This window comes from Desulfosediminicola flagellatus (assembly GCF_005116655.2).
Classification (GTDB): Bacteria; Desulfobacterota; Desulfobulbia; order Desulfobulbales; family Desulfocapsaceae; genus Desulfopila; species Desulfopila flagellata.
This window is the reverse complement of record NZ_CP050698.1, coordinates 4,735,416-4,757,852: the sequence shown is the minus strand read 5'-3', so window position 1 is coordinate 4,757,852 and position 22,437 is coordinate 4,735,416. Positions and strand designations below refer to the sequence as shown.

At 45.2% G+C, this 22,437-nt stretch carries 13 protein-coding genes and 3 tRNA genes; 8 read left to right on the top strand and 8 right to left on the bottom strand.

Annotated features, from left to right (window positions below; all coding sequences use genetic code 11):
• The first annotated feature begins 225 nt into the window (after window positions 1–225).
• From FCL46_RS19670 to FCL46_RS19655, 4 genes are all read left to right on the top strand, one after another.
• Window positions 226–1,005, top strand: coding sequence for a LytR/AlgR family response regulator transcription factor (locus FCL46_RS19670; protein ID WP_136805827.1), 780 nt, complete (start codon window positions 226–228; stop codon window positions 1,003–1,005).
• Window positions 1,006–1,009: 4 nt separating this feature from the next.
• On the top strand, window positions 1,010–2,734 hold the full coding sequence (locus FCL46_RS19665; RefSeq protein ID WP_136805826.1) for a LytS/YhcK type 5TM receptor domain-containing protein: 1,725 nt from the start codon (window positions 1,010–1,012) through the stop codon (window positions 2,732–2,734).
• Between the two features lie 265 nt (window positions 2,735–2,999).
• Window positions 3,000–4,436 carry a carbon starvation CstA family protein gene (locus FCL46_RS19660; protein ID WP_136805825.1) on the top strand — a complete coding sequence of 479 codons (1,437 nt, stop codon included), beginning with the start codon at window positions 3,000–3,002 and terminating at the stop codon, window positions 4,434–4,436.
• Between the two features lie 684 nt (window positions 4,437–5,120).
• The gene (locus tag FCL46_RS19655) at window positions 5,121–6,479 is read left to right on the top strand and encodes an MATE family efflux transporter (protein WP_136805824.1); all 1,359 of its coding nucleotides are present in this window, start codon (window positions 5,121–5,123) and stop codon (window positions 6,477–6,479) included.
• 120 nt (window positions 6,480–6,599) lie between these two features.
• On the opposite strand, the gene FCL46_RS19650 is transcribed toward FCL46_RS19655, so the two are convergent.
• From FCL46_RS19650 to FCL46_RS19640, 3 genes are all read right to left on the bottom strand, one after another.
• Window positions 6,600–6,676 (bottom strand) — tRNA-Met (locus tag FCL46_RS19650).
• A gap of 222 nt (window positions 6,677–6,898) precedes the next feature.
• Window positions 6,899–9,244, bottom strand: a complete 2,346-nt coding sequence (locus FCL46_RS19645; protein ID WP_136805823.1) for a peptidase U32 family protein — start codon at window positions 9,242–9,244, stop codon at window positions 6,899–6,901.
• Window positions 9,245–9,678: 434 nt separating this feature from the next.
• Window positions 9,679–9,755 (bottom strand) — tRNA-Met (locus FCL46_RS19640).
• A 543-nt stretch (window positions 9,756–10,298) separates the two neighbouring features.
• On the opposite strand from FCL46_RS19640, the gene FCL46_RS19635 reads away from it, so the two are divergent.
• Window positions 10,299–11,114, top strand: coding sequence for a TAXI family TRAP transporter solute-binding subunit (locus FCL46_RS19635; RefSeq protein ID WP_136805822.1), 816 nt, complete (start codon window positions 10,299–10,301; stop codon window positions 11,112–11,114).
• A 110-nt stretch (window positions 11,115–11,224) separates the two neighbouring features.
• On the opposite strand, the gene FCL46_RS19630 is transcribed toward FCL46_RS19635, so the two are convergent.
• The 4 genes from FCL46_RS19630 to FCL46_RS19615 form a co-directional block, all read right to left on the bottom strand.
• Window positions 11,225–11,301 (bottom strand) — tRNA-Met (locus tag FCL46_RS19630).
• A 58-nt stretch (window positions 11,302–11,359) separates the two neighbouring features.
• On the bottom strand, window positions 11,360–11,800 hold the full coding sequence (locus FCL46_RS19625) for an acyl-CoA thioesterase (protein ID WP_136805821.1): 441 nt from the start codon (window positions 11,798–11,800) through the stop codon (window positions 11,360–11,362).
• 3 nt (window positions 11,801–11,803) lie between these two features.
• Window positions 11,804–13,021 (bottom strand): cofactor-independent phosphoglycerate mutase, encoded by a 1,218-nt coding sequence (locus FCL46_RS19620; RefSeq protein ID WP_136805820.1) that lies wholly within the window; start codon window positions 13,019–13,021, stop codon window positions 11,804–11,806.
• Between the two features lie 19 nt (window positions 13,022–13,040).
• Window positions 13,041–14,345, bottom strand: coding sequence for a homoserine dehydrogenase (locus FCL46_RS19615; protein WP_136805819.1), 1,305 nt, complete (start codon window positions 14,343–14,345; stop codon window positions 13,041–13,043).
• Between the two features lie 394 nt (window positions 14,346–14,739).
• On the opposite strand from FCL46_RS19615, the gene FCL46_RS19610 reads away from it, so the two are divergent.
• The 3 genes from FCL46_RS19610 (at window position 14,740) to FCL46_RS19600 (ending at window position 17,791) form a co-directional block, all read left to right on the top strand.
• Window positions 14,740–15,420 (top strand): adenylate kinase, encoded by a 681-nt coding sequence (locus FCL46_RS19610; protein WP_136805818.1) that lies wholly within the window; start codon window positions 14,740–14,742, stop codon window positions 15,418–15,420.
• 288 nt (window positions 15,421–15,708) lie between these two features.
• Window positions 15,709–17,265 (top strand): uroporphyrinogen-III C-methyltransferase, encoded by a 1,557-nt coding sequence (cobA, locus tag FCL46_RS19605; RefSeq protein WP_136805817.1) that lies wholly within the window; start codon window positions 15,709–15,711, stop codon window positions 17,263–17,265.
• 64 nt (window positions 17,266–17,329) lie between these two features.
• Window positions 17,330–17,791, top strand: a complete 462-nt coding sequence (locus FCL46_RS19600; RefSeq protein WP_136805816.1) for a cereblon family protein — start codon at window positions 17,330–17,332, stop codon at window positions 17,789–17,791.
• A gap of 387 nt (window positions 17,792–18,178) precedes the next feature.
• On the opposite strand, the gene FCL46_RS19595 is transcribed toward FCL46_RS19600, so the two are convergent.
• The gene (locus tag FCL46_RS19595; protein ID WP_136805815.1) at window positions 18,179–22,363 is read right to left on the bottom strand and encodes a DEAD/DEAH box helicase; all 4,185 of its coding nucleotides are present in this window, start codon (window positions 22,361–22,363) and stop codon (window positions 18,179–18,181) included.
• Between the last annotated feature and the right edge of the window lie 74 nt (window positions 22,364–22,437).

The window sequence follows — 22,437 nt, the reverse complement described above, 5'->3', positions numbered from 1 at the left end:
TGCCCAAATAGCGAAAAAACATTTTGAAATTGTAGAACAAATACCCAAGTACAGCCTAATGAGTCAAACGGCTCATTTGAAATAGTGTCGAAGAGCGAGTATAGTTACTCCTGAATTTGTAAAATTACTTGAGAACGAGATTACCTTCAACGTTGTTCCGCAAGCAGATATTCCCTGTTCTTCGTAGACATTATTTTCCACTCTCTTCCACTATTTTCGATTCTTATGAAAATTCAATGTGTCATTGTTGACGATGAGCAACCTGCTCGTGATGAGTTACGTTATCTCCTGTCACGCTATGATGATGTACAGGTAACAGGTGAAGCGGACTCAGCCGGTAAAGCGGTTTCGTTGATTAAAAAGATAACTCCTGATCTGGTCTTTCTTGATATACAGATGCCTGGTAAAAACGGTTTTGATGTAATTGCCGAACTTGCAGGCCATACACCAATGCCGCTCTTTGTTTTTGCCACAGCCTATGACAACTACGCTGTGAAGGCGTTTGAAGAGAGCGCAGTGGACTATATTATGAAGCCATTTTCTGAAAAGCGGCTTGATATTACGCTGGGGCGCATTCGCAATCTTCTTATTGAAGAGCCGAAAGAGTCAGGTGATCTGCAAACTACTCTTCAGGAATTGCTTAACAAGATGGGTACACCGCGGGAGACAGTAAAAGTATCGGTTGAGAAAAATGGTCGCATCCAGTTGCTGGCACCTCAGGAGATTGTGTTCTGCTCGTGTGAGTCAAACGGCATATGTATTCATACTCATGATGAAGTGTTCACAATGTATGGCATTGCCACCATGGATAAACTGGCAGAGCATCTTGCGGGAGCGCCATTTTTCAGAACGCATAGAGCAGTACTTGTTAACCTCGATTGTATTCGCGAATTCAGCCCCTGGTTTAACGGCAAATATAACCTGATCATGAACGATAGTAAGAGCACAGAACTTACCGTAAGCAGAACCCGGGTAAAAGCGTTTAAGCAGAGATTGGGAATATAACAGTATGGGCATCTATGCATTAGTAACAGTTCTGTTAAAACATGTGGGACTGCTGGTCGCGGGTGCGTTTGTTTTACTCACGATTTCACCGGTCCAGGAATTGAATTTTAAGCGAAATACCATCTATAACACGATGTTCCTGATCCTGTTCTTTGGTTTTTTTGGAATTCTCGGTACATACAGTGGCAATGCCATATTTCATTCGATTGCTAATCTGCGGGCAATGGCAGTGATTACGGCTGGTTTGTATGGTGGACCGGTTGTCGGGCTGGGTGCAGGTCTGATTGCCGGAGGGCATCGATTTCTCATAGATCCTTGGGGATTCAGTGCATTTCCCTGTTCGTTGGCAACGATTGTTGAAGGGCTTATTGCCGGATACGTCCACTATAGATATGCAGAAAAGCACATGGACTGGAATATCGCGATGGTGCTCGCGTTTCTTGGAGAAGCAATGCATATGGGTTTTGTTTTGCTGATATCCCGTCCTTTTGACCATGCCGTGGAACTGGTCAAGGTTATAGCCTTGCCGATGCTGATTTGTAATACCCTGGGGGCAGGTCTGTTTATACATGTTATCAAAACACTCTTTGAATTCAGGGACAAAAAGGATTCAACCCAGGCGCAGAGAATATTTGATATTGCCAACAAAACGGTAGGGCATTTGCGTGATGGCCTTAACAGCGAGACGGCTCTAGCTACATCACGGATAATCTATCAACGCCTGCCGGTTGCGGCAGTTTCCATTACCAATGCAACGCATGTACTGGCCCATGTCGGGCAGGGGGATGACCACCATTTGGCAGGGAGACCAATCGCAACCAGTGCTACACGTAAAGTGATTGCAACGGGGAATCCGATTTTTTTGAGAAAGCGCGTCAATATCGGCTGTAACCACGAAAAATGTCCGTTCTATTCAGCGATAATTGTGCCGCTCAAAAAAGGCGGATCTATTGTAGGAACGCTAAAATTATATGGTTCAAGAAGCCAGACATTGAACCGGATTCAGTTTGAGATAGTCAAGGGTCTTACAGATCTGTTTTCTATCCAACTGGAACTTGAGGATATCCAGGTAAAGGACAGACTGCTGGCCCATGCTGAGATAAAACATCTTCAGGCACAGATAAATCCACATTTTCTCTTTAATTCACTCAATACCATTGCCTCGTTTTGCCGCACAGCGCCGGAAAAGGCACGGGATCTGATACTTGATCTGTCGCTGTATATGCGGAAAAACCTCGATTCAAGCAGAGGGTTTATTCCTCTTGCGGATGAGCTTGAGCAGATACATTCCTATCTTGCCATTGAGAAAGCGAGGTTTGGTGACTTGATACAGGTTAATATCGATGTTGAACCGGGATGTGAAAACTGGCCAATTCCTTCTCTTATTATTCAACCTCTTGTTGAGAATGCGATTAAACACGGCATCAAAACCAGGGAAGGTGGTGGTACCGTGGGTTTACGAATATACAGAAACCTCGATGTATTGGAAGTGACTGTTGAAGATGATGGTGCCGGTATTCCAGAAAATATTCGGGCTTCATTGCTTGCCAGAAATGATCTTGAATCGCATAAAGAGGGTGTTGGGTTACGCAACTCAAACCATCGGCTTGAACAGATCTACGGACCTGATTATGCGATAGAGATTGCCGGTTCACGACGCGGTGGAACGTCGATCTCATTTCGTATACCGGCAATGCATGATGTTGGCCTGGTTGCCGAAAACTCGTGATACATCATTTGTGTAGAATCATATTGAACCTCGACCTATCTGCTTTACACCATCCGGAATTGTCGGAGTAACAATGGCTTCAAGGGTGTTCCCACCCTTGAAGCACGAATGCATTTCAACTCCGTTCACCGACATTTCAACATCTCAAAACGACCTCTCATCCCCAATCAGTGGGCAGTGCTCATTCTGCAGGCTACTCTGTGCCCGGAATTAACAGGAAATTAGCGGCATAGAGTTTGAAATTTTTACTTGGAGGATGTAGCAAATGGTGTTTTTTTTAACATGTGTGGCATTGCTGATACTCGGCTATTTCACCTACGGAGTGTTCGTTGAAAAAGTTTTTGGGATTGATGCTAATCGTAAAACCCCATGTTTGACCCAGGAGGATGGTGTTGATTACATATCCATGCCGACCTGGAAAGTATTTTTCATTCAGCTTCTCGATATTGCTGGACTCGGACCGATCTTCGGACCAATTCTTGGCGCGCTCTACGGGCCTTCTGCGCTTATCTGGATTGTTGTTGGCTGTATCTTTGCCGGTGCTGTCCATGACTATTTCAGCGGTATGCTTTCTGTTCGTAGTGGTGGCAAGTCTATTCCTGAGGTTGTCGGCGATATCATGGGAATGCCTGCACGCCAGACACTTCGCATCTTCTCTGTCATCCTGTTGCTGCTGGTTGGTGTTGTCTTCATCCTCGGACCTGCAAAACTCCTGAGCAACCTTACTGGCTTTAACCTGCAACTGCTTATCGGCTGTATCTTCTTCTACTATTTCATAGCGACTATTCTGCCAATTGATAAGGTAATCGGTCGACTCTATCCGATATTCGGTGCACTCTTACTGTTCATGACCATCGGCATCATGTTTGGTCTGGTTTATCATGGGTATGAGATTCTGCCGAACCTCGACTTTGCAGCCAACACCCATCCTGGTGAAAAGCCTATCTGGCCACTGCTGTTCATCACTCTTTCCTGTGGCGCTATCAGCGGATTTCATTCTACGCAGTCGCCGCTTATGGCGCGTTGTATCAGAAATGAGAATCGCGGTCGTCAGGTGTTTTACGGTTCAATGATTATGGAAGGTATCATTGCCATGATCTGGGCAACAGTTGGTATGTCGTTTTACGAGAATGCGGGAGCGATGAACGCTGTTATCGCATCTGGTTCCCCTGCTGCAGTTGTTAATGAAGCATGTAATACACTTCTTGGCCCGCTTGGTGGGTTCCTGGCAATTATGGGTGTGGTAATTCTTCCCATTTCCAGTGGTGATACAGCATTCCGATCAACCCGTCTTATTATTGCTGAAACCTTTAAGATGGATCAATCCAAAGCTACAAAGCGTCTGCTGATTGCTATTCCGCTCTTCATTGCTGCCTTTTTTATTACTCAGGTAGATTTCAAAATTATCTGGCGTTACTTCGGTTGGTCAAATCAGATGCTCTCTATGATGGTTCTCTGGAGTGCTGCAATTTATCTTGCCAGAAAAGGGAAATGTCACTGGATCTGTTCACTTCCGGCAACCTTTATGACAGCAGTGGATGCAGCCTTCATTCTGCAGGCAAAGATAGGTTTGGGTCTGCCTGCGGCACCATCTAACGTGGCTAGTGTGGCGATTGCTATCGTCGTGTTTGCCCTCTTCCTGTTTTATGCTAAACCTGAGGTGCAGACGGATAAACAGATAGAAGCTGAGCAATCAGCCTAACCTGATTTTCGCTACGTCGTTAGAGTACCCAAAAGCCGTAAATGATGCTGCCGCTGCATCATTTACGGCTTTTTGTATGTAGGTGCCTTTGCTATTTTTCAGTCGAATTATCTTTTCGTGCTCCGTGTCCTTCGGTGGCGCTGGCAAATATTTCAAAAGAAAAAATACCATGTTTAAAATTAAGAAGTTCGCGGAGAGGTGCTACTGCCGAACTGCCGGGCCCAGTGAACAGTAGTTTGCTGATATCGAGGCAGTGAATTTATTTTGAGATAATCCGTTTGATCCTTTTTACTTATAGTAGAAAATATAAGAGCTGATTTGTTGTGGTAATTTTGGTTTTAACTGCTATCCAATTCTTTATTGGTGTTGATTGTAAAAAAAGCACTTATGTTCATGCAAGTGACTGAATTTAGTTGTTAACGTGCTGTTTCGTTGTCAGGAGAACCTATCAGGAAATACGATAGAGAAAGTGGAGTGTCGTTAAGAGATGTTGTGTCGCAATCGCTGTATCACAATAAATGGCGATAGCAAAATGTCCACGTATGTAATAGATCGGTACAAGTAAGGCATATCCGAGACATTTACAGCAAGGAATGCCCCATGTTTGCATGCGGGTTGGCAACTGTAAGGAAGAGCAGAGGAAGCTGTATTCGAAGGTTCTTTATATATTTTTTACATCACATCATGTCATCAACATCAAGGGTGCGGGAGTTCCTGCATCGCCCATATCGAAATTTTTTTCTTCTCTGGATTCCTGTGTTGTTCTCAATACTGGCTGAACCATTAACCGGACTAGTTGATACCGCATTTGTTGCAAAGCTTGGAGCGGAATCACTAGCGGCCCTTGGTGTCGGCACAGTAGTACTTACCAGCGGTATGTGGTTGTTTAATTTTTTGAGTGTAGGAAGCCAAACTGAAGTTTCCCAGGCATTTGGTAGCCAGGATATGGATAGGGGCAGGCGGTTCGGCAGTCTCGCACTCATCTTTGCTGTTACTATCGGATTGCTGATGGCAGTCCTGCTTGTACTATTGGCTCCAGTGCTGACCATAGCCATGGGAGCAACCGATCTGTTGAGTGAACATGCAGTTATCTATATACGCTTTCGTGCACTCGGCAGCCCTGCCATACTGGTGACCATGACATCATTTGGTATTCTTTATGGTTTAACGGACATGCGCTCACCACTGGTGATTGCTGTAGCAGTTAATGTGCTTAATATCCTGCTCGATGCGCTACTCATATTTGGTTTTGGACCAATACCGGCACTGGGTATTGCTGGTGCAGCGATAGCCAGTGCCATAAGCCAATGGATTGGTGCATTATGGTGCGGATACATCATCTATAAAAGGATTGGATTTACAAAAAATATCGATCTGGCAGATGTGAAAAAACTATTGGCTATCGGTCGGGATATGTTTGTACGTACCGGATCGCTCATCCTCTTTATGCTTCTTGCTACCAGATCTGCAACCATGCTTGGCGCTGAGAGCGGTGCGGCACATCAGGCTATTCGGCAGGTGTGGGTATTTACAAGTCTATTTCTCGATGCATCGGCAATTACTGCCCAGAGTATTATCGGCTATTTCTTTGGATCAGGCCATATTGATAATGCCAGGAAGGTAGCTCGCCTGGTCTGCTATATAAGTATATGGGTAGGCCTGTTTCTTATGGCTGTTATGTTAGCCGGAGCATCTACCGTTGCAGCCATCCTTGTGCCAGCATCAGGTGTAGTGCTCTTTTATCCAGCCTGGACAATCTCAGCAATTCTTCAGCCAGTTGCAGCTATCGCTTTTGTAACAGACGGCATTCACTGGGGGACAGGAGATTTTACGTATTTACGAAATGTGGTGATCTCCGCCACTCTAAGTGGTGTGGTGGCAATTATACTGCTGGAAGTGACTTCTACAGTAAGTCTGTCATTAATCTGGTGGATAACCGGTGGCTGGGTGTTGATCAGAGCTATATTGGGAGTGTTTCGTATCTGGCCCGGGATGAGTACAAGTCGCTTGAATAGTCCAGTAATTGATAAAAGCGAGTGTTGATTGTAAATCATTTTGTAACACATCACGTTAATACGGTTACTATTATCGTCTTTTTAGTCATATCAAAGGGCAAAAAAAAAGGACGTAAAGCGTATTGCTTTACGTCCTTTTTTATCACTTTGGTAGCGGGGGCAGGATTTGAACCTACGACCTTCGGGTTATGAGCCCGACGAGCTACCAGACTGCTCCACCCCGCGTTGGAAGGGCCCACTATACACGCTTAAAAAAGTGTGTCAATCATAATAGTGGTGCTATTTGATCATAGGTGTCTGGATCTTTAGAGGTACCATGATAAAACGATGAAATAATAGGGAGTAGGCTGATTGAATGTTTATTGTTTGTCGCGCAGTTAATATTACAAATCAACTCATTCTTGTTCTGGAGTGGTACAGAGGAGTCTGTTCATCATGAGACTCTCATCAGATTCCTTTAGTATATTGAGAATTCGTTGTGTTTTGAAATATTTCAAAAATTTCTGCTTGAGAACAGGAATCTCCATTGATAAGACGTTCAAAATTTTTCAGTATTCCCTGTTTGTCCGTTGTTACTGTTGTCTCGGTCTCTATCTCTCGCAGGTCAATGAAAAAGCTTGAGAATGTATTCGGTGGGTTAGTGACAACATCTGTGTTGAGATAATTTTCACTATTGTAGATACAGTTCAAGTTGCCTGCTGATTTATTAATGTAAAGAGGGGTATCGTTTAAACGAGTAATCGACGTAGATTGATCACAGTTCGTAAGACAATCATCATCCATGGAAGGCTTAGTACATCCAATAACCTGATGGAACAGACATTGCCTGCTCTTCATAAGTAAGATCGGATGGTAGATACTGTAGTACAGGTTAAAACCTTCAGGTTTCTTAATGATTTTCACCTGAAATCGATTGAGTTCATTTGAAATAAAGGCACCGGAACAATTTGGAAGCTTTTGCAGGTATAGCAGACTGTAGGAATTAGCTATGTTGAGGTAAGGGCCGGCTATCCAGGATATTCTGCGCTTAGAAGCTTCATAAGCTATTCCGGTATTGTTCGTGACAATCCGTTTGGGCTCAACCTGCCTGAGTAATTCAACAGCATTGGTGTATTCGTTTCCGATAAGAATGGATGGGAACCAGGGGGTAAGATGTGTGGTGCTCCTGAAGAGTTCAACAAAGCTGGAAAGCTCTTTTCCTATATAGTTGGGCAGCTGGTAGTAGAAATCCGCAGAGGTTGTCTTGCAAAGCTCTAGATCCTTTCGAGATGAAATCAATACAGCCAGAGTTGGTTTAATCTTCGGATCTTCATGAGTTTTGATCTGAGGTAACTCAACTGGTGGAATCGGCTTTTTTGAGCCATTCAGATAGAAGGCTATTCGTTTTTTTATGGCGGTGAGATCTGCAAACGGCAGCGAAAGATTACTGTCAAGATTCTCTACCTCAAGATCACTGATGTAATAGTCGGTGTTGCCAGCGTAGGCGAGGTGCTCTAGTAAACTTACATGGTTCAGGCATATGGAAAGGTGTTTTTTCTCTTTTTTAGATAGGGCCTCGTTACCCATTTTGCCTAATTTCTGCTCATCGGGTCGTTGGTTATCTGTGTAAGGCAGAACTCCTGGTGTTGCTGATTCTACAAGATTACTTTTGGAAACAACGGAAAATGAATCGTTGGGAGTCTGAACATAGAGTTTTAGACGTGAACCATGTTGCCCTGAAATGCTATAGAGTAACGGTACCTTTTCAATAGTGAGTGATTCGATTTTATCTCTTACGGATTCTATGAGTTCAGTTCTTTCGTCATAAATTTCTCGTTTAGCTCTGGCTACGTTTTTTTCGTTGATGCCACCATGTGATTCAGAGCGGTGTATTGCTGAGTTATCTCTGGGGTTATCTATGAACATACTTTTATTGATATCACCTTTCAAAAATGCGTTGGTGAAATCCCTGTTGAACACCGAATGCAGGACGGTCTTATCTGTGTTCAGCGGTCTGTAGTTGTAAAGGTTGTTAAGCTGTTCATTCCAGGACTTTACGATCGTGTAGACATAGTGAAATTTTTTTATTCTCCCTTCTATCTTTATCGAATCAACCCCGGCATCAGCTAGCTCAGCTAAATCTGAGTATGCAGTATTGTCTTTGAGATTGAGCGGGTACGATTTGCCTTGAGGAGTAGTGAGGTATTCGTCCCTGCAGGGCTGGCTGCACCTGCCGCGATTTCCAGATTTTCCATCAAATACCGAACTCATATAGCAGAGGCCTGAAAACGAGATGCAGTTTGACCCATGGACGAACACCTCGGTTAAGATACCTTTACTGTGTCCTACTGCGGCCAGGTTTTTGATCTCACCAAGGTTTAACTCTCGTGAGAGATTGACACGGGTAACTGCGAGATTGCTTAAAAAGTGTATTTGGCCGGAGTTATGGGTGGTAAGCTGAGTGGAAGCATGGATTTTTAGACTTTTGAAGTAGGTGGATACGAGGTAAAGCATCCCTAAATCCTGCAGAATTATGCCATCAATGCCTGTGTTGACTAATTTGTTCAGCAATCCTACAAAAGACCGAATTTCATCTTCAACAATGATGATGTTTAACGTGAGAAAAACCTGGCAATTGTTTGCATGGGCCAGCCGCAAAACCTCATGTAAATCTTCTATAGAGATATTGGCAGCCCGGTTCCGGGCATTAAATCTATTCAGACCACAGTATATAGCATCGGCCCCTGCAGCAATTGCAGCCTTGATAGAGTCGAGATCGCCACCGGGGGCCAGTAATTCAATTTTCTTTATCATAGTTAGGAGTGTAGTTATGCGTAATTCGCTCACACTGGAAAATCAATCGCAGGTGATTCCGAGGGATTGTCTCCTCGTGCTATCTACCTATGGTGAAGACAGGTAACAGTGTTATGTCGATTATAAGCGTATGTCGAATGGATGTGATCTCTGAGTCTCAGCGGGAAAGATTGTTACCGGTAATTGCGGGCTTGCTTATAGCAGATTGTCGGGGACATATCTTGACGTATCAACTACTGAATATTCACTGAATCATATTCGTATTGTTTGGCGTTTGTTATAGCCAACAGATTAACATACTCTAATCCATTTAAAGCAATTTTTCCATCTCATCATCTATGTTAGAGAGTAAGGTAATTATTCAGGTGGGAAAAGGTCAGCAGAAACAAAAAAAAAGGACTTACAGATAAATCTGTAAGTCCTTTTTTTTACTTTGGTAGCGGGGGCAGGATTTGAACCTACGACCTTCGGGTTATGAGCCCGACGAGCTACCAGACTGCTCCACCCCGCGTTGGAAGGGTCCACTATACACGCTTAAAAATATGTGTCAATACTAATAGTGATGGTGTTTGAATATATATAGCCCGGATTTCTAATCAATACAGTTCATGAGAAATGCGGGGAAAGGAGGTTCATGGGCACATGCAGGTTTGGCAACGAAAAAAAATAGCTACCAATGGGGTTTTGCAAAAATCCTTGGACAGGAAATGGTTGTATAAATCACATGGAAAGCAGCTTTGTATGGGGAGTGGCGCACCTTTTAAATTGAAATGAAAGTAATATACTTCTCTGTTTTGAGTTTATGATATCATGATAACTGGATCACTTGCATCATGCAGGATGATACGCGTAAACGCTGTTGTTTAGCTGGAAACACTACACTCTGTTACGCGTAATGAGGTCAACTCTGATTGGCTCAATATCCAGAAGCGTGTCGAATTCAGGAACGAATCTACGACGAAAATGGTGAGGCGGTTAAGATTGCAAAAATATTTCGTAACGATCCGTTGACCCCGACAGACTTCTAGCCACAATAAACAGACAGGAGGGTTAAATGAAAAGGATGCTTGTTGCCGTGATGGTATTGCTTGTTGCTGGTGCAGCCATGGCCGAAGGGCCTGTTATAACAACTGGCAGTAAAACTGGTTCATATGTAAAGGTGGGTCATAATCTAAAAAATATGCTCGGCACAGGTGAAGTGATCACCAGTAAAGGATCAGTAGAAAATCTCGAACGTCTAATGAAGGGTGAGGCTCAGATTGGACTTGTTCAGATGGATGCATTTGCCTGGTATGCCTTGAAGCATCCTGAAGTCTCGACGGAACTTGAGATCATTGGCGGATTATATGAAGAATGCGCATACCTGGCTGTACGCAAAGAAGGTAAGGTGCAAAGTGAAGATGATCTTCAGTCCGTTAAAGATGCAACTATCGCCGTGGGCAGTAAAGGTTCCGGCACAGCAGTAACCTGGGATTATATGCTGAAGCTTGAGCCTAAATATAAAAACAGCCGGGTTGAATTTACCGGAGGTTCCAGAGCACTGAGCAAACTCATTGCCAAGCAGGTTGATGCCGTGATGTGGGTTACTCAACCGAATCTGGATGGTCAGATGGCGAAGACTGTTCTGAAAAACGAAGATTTAGAACTCGTAGGTTTTAATGACAAAGATCTCAACGATAAGCTTCCCTCTACAGGAAAACCTGTATATCAATTTAGAAAAATCGACACTCAAAAAGGCTTCTTTAATGACAAAGAGATTACAACGGCATGTGTTGAGGCAGTGATTGTTGCACGAAAAGATACGAATGAAGATATTCTTGAGTCTGTATCTGATGCGCTGTTGAACTACAAACAGACCCTGCTAAAATAATGGAAGTCTCAATTTCGACTTAGCTCTAATCGGTTGCAGATGTCGATTGTGGATAAAAAAGTAAAAAAAAAGGACTTACAGATTAGATCTGTAAGTCCTTACCCTGGCATTGGTAGCGGGGAAGGGATTTGAACCCCTGACCTTCGGGTTATGAGCCCGACGAGCTACCAGACTGCTCCACCCCGCGTTGAGACAACTAATATACTGCGTGAGGAAAAACTGTCAATGAAATTGTAGTTTATTGCTTATGTTTCAACCTTTCCAGGCGTGTATTTAGCAATTTTGGTTATGATATCAGATGGTAATCTGGTGAGTTTTCCCTCACGGGTAACGGCAGCATGTACCGTATAGCCTTTAACCAGAAGTTTGGGCTTTTTTCCATTGCCTTCATCACGACAGATTCTGTAGCTGAATTTGCATGTGATCTTCGTCAGTTCACTTATCTCGGTTTCGATGATCAGCAGATCGTCATAGACTGCAGGCGCTTTGAAGCGGGTCCAGCATTCGGTGACCGGGAGGATGAATCCCATCTTTTCAATTTCGCTGTAGGCACATACCCATTCACGCATGAGTTCTGTTCTGCCGTGTTCAAAGTATCTCAGGTAATTGGCGTTATAGACGACACCACCTGCATCTGTATCGCCATAAAGCACCCGGACTGTTGTTTGGTAGACATGTTTTTCCATAATTTACCTTTCCAGCAGTTTTTCGATCATGGTGTGTCCGTCGACTATACCATTGTGCATTTGTTGATCATGGGCATTGGCCTCGCGTTCATTGAAATTCCGGCCACTGCCATTTTCGATATTCCGTGAGTCAAAGAGGATAGTCGGCACATGTTCAAGTGTATGGGTGCGGACGGCGAGTGGGGTGAAGTGATCCATGGTGATCACCATCCTGAACGCTTCGCCTGATGCTTGTAGAGCCTCGTATATCGGTTTGACGATACGTGAGTCGAAGTCTTCTATAGCGGTCAGTTTATCTTCAAGGCTGCCTTTATGACCAGCTTCGTCAGGGCCTTCAAGATGTACAAAAGTAAAATCCTGAGTTTTCAGGCTGTCGATCGCTGCCTGGGCTTTACCTTCGTAATTGGTATCAATATATCCGGTTGCACCGGGCACATCGATTACAGACAGGCCACCAACAACGCCCAGACCTTTTAAAAGATCAACAGCGCTTATCATTGAGCCGCTGATATCAAATCGTTTAACCAGCGTCGGGGCACTGGGCATCTTGCCTTCTCCCCAGAGCCAGATCATATTGGCCGGGGCCTTGCCCTCTTCAATCCGTTTGAGGTTTACCGGATGGTTGGCGAGTATCTTTTCTACTTTCTCAAGAAGCGCCTTCCATTGAGGATTTTTGAAGTAATTCAGGTAGTGTTCAGTGACATCCTTTTCGATATAATCGTGTGGTGGGACTGTCGTAATACCAGGTAACTCACCATTCAATACCATCAGATGACGATAGCTCACGCCCGGATGGAAATGAAACATCTCAGACGAGCACTCAGCTTCCAGGGCAGCAATAAGTTCGTGTGATTCCTGATTGGTGATATGACCGGCACTGAAGTCAACCATAGTCACCTTGCCGTCAGCGGATTTATCGAGAGTCACCATGTTACAGCGAAAGGCGGTCTCGTCAGGACTCAGTTCAACACCCATTGACGCGGCTTCAAGTGGAGACCTCCCTGTATAATAGAGTGCAGGGCTGTACCCCAGAAGCGACATGTTCGCCACATCGCTCCCTGGCGGGTAGCCGTCCGGGATGGTGTTGTTCAAAAACAGCTCGCCTTTTTGGCAGAGCTCATCCATCATCGGAGTTTTGGCAGCTTCGAGAGGGGTTTTTCCGCCGAGTTCAGCGACGGGATGGTCACCCATACCGTCGCCTACAAGAATGAGATATTTCATTATATATTATAGGTATCTATTATTCAGGATTGAGGAGTCTGATTTTGACTGTTGGCGCGGTGCAGAGTTCAAGCGCGTCAATTTCTTTGATGGCGTCTTTAACTGATCCTTCTGGCGCGCGATGAGTCCTGAAAACTATATGGACAGGCTCGTTTGCATCCTGGCCCGGCTGGATCATTGAGCGGATAGATATGTCATGCTTGCCAAATATTCCGGTAATTGTGGAGAGAACACCGGGCTTGTCGAGTGCAGTAACCCGGAAGTAATATGGACAAACCAGATCGCTCATTGGAGTGATGGTCGGTTTGCCGATATGCTCAGGCAGGTAGGAAAGAGCCGGTACGCGATTGATTGAGCCGGTAAGTATGTTACGGCTGATATCAACAACATCGGCAGCAACAGCGCTACCTGTAGGCATCATTCCTGCACCCGCTCCATAAAGCAGGACATCACCGACTGTATCGCCGTTAATGAGGATGCCGTTGAACGCTCCGCCGATAGTAGCCAGCATATGATTTTCGGGAACCATTGTCGGATGGACTCGAGCCTCTACATGATCACCATGGTTGCGGCTGATTGCCAGCAACTTGATGCGATAACCGAATTTTCTGGCGTAATCGATGTCAATCGGCTCAATAGAGGAGATGCCTTCAACGCTGATATCGTCAAGCTTAACATCAAGCCCGTAAGCGATGGTCATGAGAATTGCCAGCTTATGCGCGGTGTCGATTCCTTCAACATCATAGGTCGGATCCGCTTCTGCAAAGCCTAGCTCCTGTGCTGTTTTCAGCACCTCGGTAAATGGCAGGCCATGGTCGGTCATCTGGCTGAGTATATAGTTGGCTGTGCCGTTCATTATCCCCTTAATGAAATTGATCCTGTTGGCAACAAGACTTTCTTTCAAGGACTTGATGATTGGTATTCCGCCGCCTACACTTGCCTCAAATCCAACTTCAACATTGTTTTTGACCGCAGCATCGAAGATCTCTTTACCATGTATAGAGAGCAGTGCTTTATTGGCGGTAACGACATGCTTACCTTTGGAGATGGCTTTGAGCATAAAGGTTTTGGCCGGTTCCATGCCACCTATGAGTTCAACGACTATATCGACATCAGGGTCGTTGAATATATCATTGGCATCCTGGCTGAATGTAACGTCACTGAACTGCTCGGGAAGCTCAGTTATACTGATGTCTGCAACCCGGGAAAGAGTAATGTCCGCTCCAACTTTCTGTTGAAGTCGTTCACGTTGTTCGAGCAATGCCTGTGCAAGACCTTTGCCAACGGTACCAAAGCCAATAAGACCTATTCGGATGTGTTTCATAACTGGTATTGAAATGTATAAATTTATAAGAGTGTTTGCGCTGGGGCAGGGAAGTACACAATTAGAAGGGCTGAATGGTGGAGCGCCCTGACTATCTCCATGGAACAATGATGCTGAAAAAATACCCGCTTTCAGGTTGAAAGTCAAAAAGTTCGGGCAGATATTTTTCTGGCCTCGTAGATAAAATTCGGCTATATTTACGCCTTGCCTTGCTACCGGCACTCCTGGTTTTACGTTTACCGGAGATTGTATAGCATGCTTCACCCGTATTATATTGATGCAGAAACCGCCTTTACAGGGCAGCGGTGGAGGAGAGCACATTTACTTTAATGTATAACCGTGTGCATCAGGCACATGGTCTTTGTTTTATATAATTCTATTAAGGAGAAATGCTATGGGTAAGAATATCCTGGTTTTCGGACCAAACGGAAGCGGTAAAGGTACTCAGGGCGCGATCGTACAGAAAAAATACGATATTCCGCATATTGAGTCCGGCGCTATCTTCAGAGAGCACATTGGTGGCGGTACCGAGCTTGGCAAGCAGGCGAAAGAGTATATCGATCGCGGCGACCTTGTTCCTGATGACATCACCATCCCTATGATGATTGCACGTCTGCAGAAAGATGATTGTAAAGCCGGTTGGATTCTTGACGGTTTCCCACGTTCAAAAGATCAGGCAATTACCCTTGCTGAGACTCTTGAGAAAGAAGGTCTGGCACTTGATTACGTAATCGAGATCGAACTTGACCGTAAAATCGCTGCAGAGCGTATCATGGGTCGTCGTCTTTGTGTTAACGACAACAACCATCCAAACCATATCGCTTTTGAGGCTATCAAGCCTGTAGAGAAAGACGGTAAACTGGTTTGTCGTGTTTGTGGCGGAGACCTCAACACCCGCGCTGATGATCAGGACGTAGATGCAATTGATAAACGTCATGGTATCTACTACGATGACGTCACCGGTACCATGGCTGCTGTTAATTATTTCAAAAACGGCAGCGGACCAAAAGTAATTTCTGTTGACGGTTCCAAGTCTATCGGTGAAGTTACTGAAGCCATCATGAGCGAGCTGTAATATACTTTATGTGAAATCCCGGTAGAATCATTGGATTTCATGTTTATAGTAAGCTCAAGGGCATACCCTCACTTGTAAGGTGTGCCCTTTTTTTTGCCTTTGAATCAAGGGCTTTACGAAAGTCGTACCCCCCGGATACGGGGAGACAGGTCATTAGGGTGTGTGCTTTATGAGTAGACTCCTACTGGCCTTTTATGGTTTTTAGCCTGGTACGAATTAATTACTCAAGGCCGATCCTGTCGGCGTATGATAACCTCTATGATGTAAGGCGGTTATCAAGAAAATGCTATGGAAGAATTGACGAAAACGAACAGAAGCGGAAAGGTGTATCTCGTAGGAGCAGGACCCGGTGATCCAGGCCTTATCACTGTACGTGGTAAATATCTTCTGGAGAAGGCGGAAGTACTGGTCTACGATTACCTGGCGAGCAAAAAACTGCTCAAGCATGTTCCCAAAGATGCTATCCTCATTTATGCCGGAAAGCGTGGCGGTGTTAAGCACACTCACACCCAGGAAGAGATTAACCAGATGTTGGTGGATCATGCTAAAAGCGGAAAAGTCGTTGTTCGCTTAAAAGGTGGGGATCCATTCATCTTCGGCCGTGGCGGAGAAGAAGTGCAGGAGTTGTACAAGGCGGGAGTCCCTTTTGAGGTTGTTCCCGGTGTTACCTCTGCTACAGCAGCTGCAACCTATGCCGGTATTCCTATTACCCATAGGGATTTTACCGCTTCTGTTGCATTTTTGACAGGCCATGAAGACCCAACAAAAGCAGATTCAAATATCGACTGGTCCAAGCTTGCTACAGGTGCAGGTACCCTTGTTATATACATGGGCATCAAGAATCTGCCAATCATTGTCAAGAACCTGTTAAAGCATGGACGCGATCCTAAAACTCCTGTTGCTGTCGTACGCTGGGCCTCAACTCCGGAGCAGCGCTCAGTTGTTGGAACCCTTGAAACTATAGCTGATGTGGTAAAAGATGCAGGAATCACTCCTCCATCGCTTATCATTGTCGGTGAGGTTGTCAGTCTTAAAGAGTCTGTTGACTGGTTTGAGAAGCGTCCGTTGTTTGGTCGCAAGATCATTGTGACCCGTACCCGTGAGCAGGCAAGTGAATTGATGGCAGGGCTTGAGGAAGCAGGAGCAAACTGCATAGAATGCTCTACAATCAACATAACACCGGTGGAGAATTATACTGTTCTCGATGGAGAGTTGGAGCGACTTGATGAGTACCACTGGATACTCTTTACATCACTTAACGGTGTAAAGTATTTCTTTGAGCGTCTTTTTGCAAAAGGAATGGATGCCAGGGACCTTAAAGGGCCTGATATCGGTGTTGTAGGAAAAAGCACTGCAGACTACCTGCTTCAATACGGACTTAACGCAGATCTTATTCCGAGTGTTTTCACCGGCGAAGGGCTTGCCGAAAGTCTTCTTGACCAGGGAATTGAAGGACGTAATATACTTATTCCGAGGGCACAGCAGGCCCGTGAGATTCTTCCGGAGACTCTTCGCGGAGCCGGAGCACAGGTAACTATAGCGCCTGTCTATCAGAATGTACCACCTGCCGGTCGTAAAGAAGCATTGCGTGAAGAACTTGAAGCTGGCAACGTGGATATGCTAACATTCACTAGTTCCTCTACAGTACGCAACTTCCTCACCATGGTAGATGCAGCGAATGAGGAAGAGTTGTTGAGTCTGCTTAATGGTGTGAAAATTGCCGCAATAGGTCCTATTACTGCAAAGACAGTGACCGATAACGGTTTGCAGGTTGATATTCAACCTGAAGAGTACACAATTCCTGCAATGGTTGAGGCGATTGTGGATTATTTCACTAAGCAGTAGCCCAAATAATGCTTAATGGTGACCGGCGATTACGATGATTGCCGGTTGCCGGGGGAATCCGCTTATGAGAGATGGACTTCCTGATATACCGGCAGGCCCTGCTATCCCCGGCCTGCCGTACCTTTACACATCCGGCCTACTTCTTTTTAAAGAGGAGGTTGGTGATCTGCAGAAGATAATCGAGGCTGAGTCTCAGGACGATTCGAACCCTGAGAAGCATCCAGTTCTGATTTGCCGTAGTTGTAATCACAAGATCACATCTGAAGACCGAAAAATTGAGATTTCGGGTACACATCGCCATACCTTTTTTAATCCAGCCGGGATTGTTTATGAATTGGGGTGTTTTAGTAACGCTCCGGGATGTGCAGTGCTTGGCGAATCAAGTGCTGAATTTTCGTGGTTCCCTGGGTTTCTCTGGAAGGTAGCACTTTGTTCAAAGTGCGGAGTGCATATGGGGTGGCAGTTTCAGTCCGGCGATCTATATTTTTATGGTTTGATACTGCTTCAATTACAATCGGGATTTTAAGCGTCTGTTTTGGTAGGGCAGGTATTTGGCCTGACGATATGGCAGAGTATGGGCCAGGTGGTTTTCAGGCCAATACTCTGATTGAACGGTGCTAGGAGGCTGTCCGAGAATGGCTTTGGCCCAAAATCTCCGGATTTTTTAGAAAATAATGCTCGCAATATTAGGTATATGGCTGTGCTTATTTTCTGAAAACTTCTCGATTTTGACCAAAACCCTAATTCTCGGACAGCCTCCTAGGAGCCTGTCGGATTATACCCTTATTCCCCATCTCGGCGTTATTTACAAAAAAAACAATGCTCGCAATATCAAATATATGGCTGTGCTTGATTATTCGAAAATGCCTTGATCTGTGAAAAAAATGCTATAACCCGACAGACTCCTTGTGTGTTATTTTTCTTTAATCAGGTCAAGCAGGTCGTCCGAACTCATTTTCGCACTCATGTCACTACCTTCAAGAAGGCTACCGGCGAGATCACGTTTCTCCTGATGGAGTCTGACGATTTTTTCCTCAATGGTGTTTTTGCAGACAAGTCTGTAAATGGTGACAGGTCTGGTCTGCCCGATTCTATGGGCTCTATCGGAAGCCTGGTCTTCAATGGCAGGGTTCCACCACGGATCCATATGAATAACGTAATCTGCAGCTGTCAGGTTGAGGCCGAGTCCCCCAGCTTTGAGGCTGATAAGGAAAACATCACCTTGGCCGGCCTGGAAGTTTTCAACACGTTCTTTACGAAGTTTAGAACTCGTTGCTCCATCCAGATACTGGTAGGATATACCTTTTTCTACAAGGTATTCGCGAATGATCTGTAGATGTCCAATGAACTGGCTGAACACCAGAACCTTATGTCGACTCTCAATAAGTTCTTCTACAACAGCAGAAAATACTTCGAGCTTGGCACTTGGTATTGAACTGTTCTGATCAAGTAGGCGCGAGTTACAGCAGGCCTGACGGAGTTTCATGATTTCTGTCAGAATCTGTAGATGGCGGCCTTTCTTCTCCTTATTACTCTCAAGTATATCGATGGCATTTTGTCGAAGCGCTTCATAGAAATGCGTCTCTTCAGGGCTCATCTCAACATCAAGAGTGACTTCTGTCCTGGAAGGCAGCTCATCAAGTACCTGCGATTTAATACGCCTGAGGATGAAAGGACGAATCAGCTTTTTAAGCTTCATGCGTGCATCGCGGTCCTGGAAACGTTCAATAGGTATAGCATAACGTTCATTAAAGTCGTTGAGCGTCCCAAGAAGACCTGGATTAATAAAATGGAACAGGTTCCACAACTCACCAAGGTGGTTCTCAATAGGGGTACCTGTGGTAATCAGCTTGAATTTTGCCTGTAGAGACATTGCCGCTCGACTGCGTTTTGTTGCAGCGTTCTTTATCGCTTGCGCTTCATCGAGAATGACTGTCTGCCACTTCACATCCTTAAGCCTGTCCTCTTCCTGTTGCAAAAGAGTGTATGTGGTGATTAGCAGGTCAAACGGACCGAGACTATTGATAATAGATTCACGATCTTTTCCGATCAGAGTCTTGATTGTAAGCGTTGGAGTAAACTTGACAACCTCACTCATCCAGTTGGTAGAAACAGATGTAGGCGCGACTACCAATGATGGTCCTTCTGTGGCATGCTTTAGAATGATAGCTAGAGATTGAAGGGTCTTACCCAGTCCCATATCATCTGCCAGACAACCACCTACGCCCCAGAATGAAAGACGGGCAAGCCACTCAAATCCTTCCTGCTGATAATCTCGCAGTTCGGCTTGCAAAGTAGAAGGGATATCCGGCTTGAAATCCTGTGCATCACGAATTCGGGTGAGCTGACTTTCCCAGCCGCTATCCGTCAATGTTTTTGCACGCATTGTAAGTTTTTCAAGGGGCATCGCTGCAAGAGGGTGAATAAGAATTTCGTTATCATCCTCGTCATCTTTGCCAAGTCCGCCCATAGTGCCCGAATAGGCATTCATGTCCTCAAGTCGTCGTCTAAACTCCTGAGTGAGAGCCAGGAACTGACCGTCACCAAGTTCGATAAATCTACCTGAGGAGGTTTTCATTTTGGCCAGCAGATCTTTGAGTTCGATTACTGTGTTTTGATCAAGTTGAATCTGGCCGCTCATGGCAAACCAGTTGTGACGATTTGTGCGGATTTTCAGGTTGAGGTTATCCATGGAGGCCTGGTGAGTGATATTAAGCTTCTCACCCTCCGGCCATTCGATAACAACTTTTTCTCGAATTTCCTGAAGCTCGTGCAATGCCTGAAGGCAATCATCCGGGTCTTGAAGATGCCATTCACGGTCATTTTCCTGCTCAAGATCCATCGCTAGATCAAAGATCGGACAGAGTTCTTCAATGTCTCGTGCTTTCTCTTCTTCAAGTGCGAGATTTCGTCGTGTTTGTAATCGTTTGCCGTTTACCTCGGCCATGATATTCTCAACACCCTGGCCCGGTTTAAGGTAATGCCCACCCTCGGTGAATGGTTTTACAAACATTTCCAGTCTGAAACCTGTGCCATAAGGGAGGAGGTGCATGTAGATGGTCGAGTCGGCTTCAACAAAGGTTATGTTGTTTTTCTCTCCACTTTTTCGGTCTGCAGCAATAGCCGAATGGACAGTCATGAAAGATGAAATGTTACCAATGGCGGTAAGTACGTGCTCACTTGCTGATTTGGGGACAGTAAGCCCATCTTTGCCGGTAATCTGTGCTATTCGACGATGGTTGTCGCTGATTTTTATAACTTTAATTCTCGTCGGGGTTTCCTGATAGATGGTGATATTGTCTGAGGTGATTGGCTGCGCAAAACGAATATGCAGCAGTTCACCACGTTCTTCCACCAGAAGTTCAGGTTCTCCGGAGATCAGTTCGACGGGGGTACTGGGTGATTCAAGGAGAAAGAGTAGTGGATGCCCGATCATGGCAACAAGGGCTTTATCCATCACGAAGTTATAATTGACGCCCTGGGTTTCGACATTGTGAGTCTTCTTAATCGCTGTACATATTTTGCGATCCTGAGGCGAAAGAAACGTGAGCTTACTACTCTGATATAACCTGGAAAGCGAAACAGGCCTACCTTTCGACCAGCCCCCTGAAGGAAGGAGTTTCTGTTCCCTCGGCCCCAGGTTTATTGTGCTGTTTTGTACATCAAGTAACCAGATGAGACGGACTTTTTTCTGTGGCTCCTCTGACTCAAGAGAGGTCGCATGGATAAGGGCTTCAAGGCTTCTTTTCCAAGGTTCTTCAGGCTCCATAAGCGGCAACAACGGAATAAGGCCTGTCGTGTCGTGAATGGCGTCCACTGTGATCTGGTACTGCTCTTCGTCATGTTGGGCTTTTGCAAGAAGCTCAGCAAGAATTCCGGCGAAAAGGTTGTAATGATCTTTTGTTGCCTGTTTGTAGGCTTTTTCAAGCAGTATTACCAGATCGGGTTGAATAGTGCTGTTGAGCCAAAACTGGCACAATCCTGCAAATATTGCCGACAAACCTGAGAGTTGTTTATCTTCAGGCAGGATGATTTCGTTATCTTGTGTAGCTTTATTCAGGTGAGAGTTGAGTACCCGGGCAAGATATTCATATGCAACGTTTTCTGGTGCTGTCTGGAACAGAGACAGAGCATTGCTGATCTGATCGGCAACAATACCGTAGTCTTCTTTGTCACATTCTTTCAGGAGTGCGAGGATGTAAAAGAGCCCTGTCGGACCAAAAAATGCAACACGATCGGTACCTGTGAGTTCCTGGAGAAAGGCAAGGTCTTCGTTGAACGATTTTTGAGCTTCTTCCTGTTTGTCCTGAAGAAAGGCAATTGTACCAAGAGCGCCGGTTCCCTGGAAAGCTTCCGGATGGCTAATAACAAGTTCCCGTGCTGAATGGAGTTCTCCCTGGAAGAGTAACTGGTTGAAGAGCAGCCTTCTAAAAGGAAGCACTTCGTCAGCAGTCAGATGAGAGAACGCTGAATCATCCTGCAGGTAATTGAACAGATCAGGGCATTTTTCGAGGCGCGACTGAAAATGCTGAAGAACTGTGCTGAACAGGTAGAACTGAAACGACGTAGGAAGGCTGCGAATCCAATCTACATCAAATGGGGATGTAGTCACCTGTACAGCAGGAGGGTGTTCAGCAATCATTTCCTGGCATTGATTATTTAAGAATTCTGCGGCGTCGTCAATGAGGTCAAAATCCTGCATGTAGATACCGATTCGCATTTCGCGGATTGCGCGCCAGCATCGGGTGGTCCATTTCCCGTAATAGTAGGAAACAGGTGCTTCTTCGCGAATGGTATCTGCGTAGGTTGCAAAAGTACCGTCTGCCACAGAGCGCTTGCTGAGAATCTCGACAATCTGGGGGTCGCATTGCCGATCCTCTGTCAGCAAACCTAATTGCTCAAACTTTGAAAAGTAATGATTGAGGTTGGCAGCGGTAGGACGGTTTCCCCGTGGGTTCTTGAATTCAAGTTTACGCAGGCAATTCACTATAAGAGTGGTATGGGCCGGTTCGTAAACGATGGACAAAAATTGGAGGAGTGACTGCTCGAATGGGGGTAACTTATCTAATTGCTCAAGGGGAGTTGTTTCAGTTGGCATGATGTTAAGGGATGTTTGAAACTACACGTTCCAGTTGTGTTTTGGCCTGTCACCGACGCATACGTTGAATCGGG

Excerpts from the sequence above, each read along its gene's own strand:
- FCL46_RS19645 (WP_136805823.1), bottom strand. The coding sequence starts at position 9,244 with ATGATAAAGAAAATTGAATTACTGGCCCCCGGTGGCGATCTCGACTCT.
- FCL46_RS19620 (WP_136805820.1), bottom strand. The coding sequence starts at position 13,021 with ATGAAATATCTCATTCTTGTAGGCGACGGTATGGGTGACCATCCCGTC.
- FCL46_RS19635 (WP_136805822.1), top strand. The coding sequence starts at position 10,299 with ATGAAAAGGATGCTTGTTGCCGTGATGGTATTGCTTGTTGCTGGTGCA.
- cobA (WP_136805817.1), top strand. The coding sequence starts at position 15,709 with ATGGAAGAATTGACGAAAACGAACAGAAGCGGAAAGGTGTATCTCGTA.
- FCL46_RS19600 (WP_136805816.1), top strand. The coding sequence starts at position 17,330 with ATGAGAGATGGACTTCCTGATATACCGGCAGGCCCTGCTATCCCCGGC.
- FCL46_RS19595 (WP_136805815.1), bottom strand. The coding sequence starts at position 22,363 with ATGCCAACTGAAACAACTCCCCTTGAGCAATTAGATAAGTTACCCCCA.
- FCL46_RS19625 (WP_136805821.1), bottom strand. The coding sequence starts at position 11,800 with ATGGAAAAACATGTCTACCAAACAACAGTCCGGGTGCTTTATGGCGAT.
- FCL46_RS19665 (WP_136805826.1), top strand. The coding sequence starts at position 1,010 with ATGGGCATCTATGCATTAGTAACAGTTCTGTTAAAACATGTGGGACTG.
- FCL46_RS19660 (WP_136805825.1), top strand. The coding sequence starts at position 3,000 with ATGGTGTTTTTTTTAACATGTGTGGCATTGCTGATACTCGGCTATTTC.
- FCL46_RS19655 (WP_136805824.1), top strand. The coding sequence starts at position 5,121 with ATGTCATCAACATCAAGGGTGCGGGAGTTCCTGCATCGCCCATATCGA.
- FCL46_RS19610 (WP_136805818.1), top strand. The coding sequence starts at position 14,740 with ATGGGTAAGAATATCCTGGTTTTCGGACCAAACGGAAGCGGTAAAGGT.
- FCL46_RS19670 (WP_136805827.1), top strand. The coding sequence starts at position 226 with ATGAAAATTCAATGTGTCATTGTTGACGATGAGCAACCTGCTCGTGAT.
- FCL46_RS19615 (WP_136805819.1), bottom strand. The coding sequence starts at position 14,345 with ATGAAACACATCCGAATAGGTCTTATTGGCTTTGGTACCGTTGGCAAA.